The 1,882-nt window shown below is 60.6% G+C and carries 2 protein-coding genes; both read left to right on the top strand.

Annotated features, from left to right (window positions below; all coding sequences use genetic code 11):
- The first annotated feature begins 17 nt into the window (after positions 1-17).
- Entirely contained in the window at positions 18-977 is a 960-nt protein-coding gene (locus tag ACYVDN_RS18220) for a carbohydrate ABC transporter permease (RefSeq protein WP_460574028.1), read from the top strand.
- Positions 974-1,873, top strand: coding sequence for a carbohydrate ABC transporter permease (locus ACYVDN_RS18215; protein ID WP_460574026.1), 900 nt, complete (start codon positions 974-976; stop codon positions 1,871-1,873). The genes ACYVDN_RS18220 and ACYVDN_RS18215 overlap by 4 nt, the downstream gene beginning before the upstream one ends.
- The last annotated feature ends 9 nt before the right edge of the window (positions 1,874-1,882 follow it).

Below are 1,882 nucleotides of genomic sequence, written 5' to 3'. Positions count from 1 at the left end.
GTCGAGGGAGTTGTGGAATGTCCACGGAGTCCGTGTCTGGTTTGAAGCGGGCGCGTCAGGGTGTGGGTGTCGCGGGGTCGGGTCGTTCGCCTGGTAGGGGCAAGCGTCGTCGTGCGATGTCGTATACCTGGACGTTCTTGTTGTTGGTGTTGCCGTCGTTGTTGTTCTTGTTGTTGTTGAACTTGTATCCGGTGATTTATGCCGGGTGGCAGTCGCTGCGTAACGGGGATTTGATCGATGCCGGCGCGTTCGTCGGGTTCCAGAACTATGTGAACGTGGTGCAGCAGCCGGCGTTCTGGCATGCGGCGTGGTTCACTCTGGTGTTCACCGTGGTGGGTGTGTTCGGGTCCTGGGCTGTTGGTTTGGGGTTGGCGTTGTTGTTGCGCACCAGGATCCCGTTGGGTGGGTTCTGGAAGGTGTTGCTCCTGCTGCCGTGGGTGGTTCCGACAGTGGTGTCGGCCACGTCGTGGAACTGGTTGGTGGCCACTCCGCAGTCCCCGTTGCCTCTTCTGGCTCAGGCGTTGGGGTTCGGGAATGTGTTGTTCCTGGCGGATCCGACGTTGGCGCAGATCACGGTGTGCGTGTTCAAGGTGTGGATCAGTTTCCCGTTCATGATGATGATGATGTCTTCCGCATTGGCCAGTGTGGACACGAACGTGTATGAGGCCTCGAAGGTCGACGGGGCTGGGACGTGGCAGACGTTCACGCAGATCACGTTGCCGATGATCTCCCGCACCACGTATGTGTCGTGGATCCTGATGACGATCTTCTGCGTCAACGACTTCCCGACGATCTTCCTGCTCACCGGTGGTGGCCCGGTGAACGCGACCCAGTCATTGGTCGTGTTGGCCTACCAGACCGTGTTCCAGAACTACCAGGTCGGTCCAGGTGTCGCGATCGCGTTCCTGATGACCATCGTCCTCGTGATCATCTCGGTGATCCTCTACCGCCAGATCAGGAAGGTGAACATCGAATGAGCACCCCCACCCACACCGACACCGCTGTCGACATCATCGGGCAGCTCGAAGTCGGTGTCATCGGACCCAAACGCCGCACCCTGAACGACATCGGCGAACGCGGCAAATGGTGGCGCCTGCTGGCGATCTTCGTGATCACCGCCGTCGTCCTGGTCCCGATCATCGCCGTCGTGATCCTGTCCCTGACGCCCTCGATCGGATCCACCTCCACCGGGCTGACGATCGAGAACTACGGCGCCGTGTTCACCCAAACCTCCGTCGGCACCTGGCTCACCAACAGCCTCGCCGTCGCCGCCGTCACCGTCGTCGCCGCAGTCGTGGTGGCAGCACCGGCCGGCTACGTCCTGTCCCGAGGCCGCAACAAACTCGTCTCCGGATACTCCCTACTGCTGTTCATCGTGCAATCCCTGCCCGTGGTGACCGCCGTGATCCCCCTGTTCTTCCTGTTCGCCAAAATCGGACTCGTCGACAACCTGCTGGGCATCATGATCATCTACACCGGCTCCACCATGAGCGTCGCGTGCTGGATGATGGCCGCCTACTTCGACTCCATCCCCATCACCCTGGAAGAAGCCGCCTGGATCGACGGCTGCTCCGTGTTCGGATCCTTCACCCGCGTCGTCCTCAGAAACTCACTCCCCGGCATCCTCTCCACCGCGATCTTCTCCTTCCTCCTGGCCTGGAACGACTACCTCGTCGCCGTCGTCTTCCTCCGATCCGACCAGAACTACACCCTCCCCATCGGCCTGAACACCTTCTTCCAACAAAACCAAACCAACTGGGGACTCGTCATGGCCGTCGCCGTCATCATGATGCTCCCACCCATCATCATCTTCTCCGTCCTCAACCGCTTCTTCTCCGTCGGCGGCATCGGAGGATCCCTTGCCGGACGCTAAACCCACCAC

The organism is Humibacter soli (assembly GCF_054779035.1).
The sequence above is the reverse complement of the archived record's forward strand: the minus strand, read 5'-3'. Positions and strand labels throughout refer to the sequence as shown.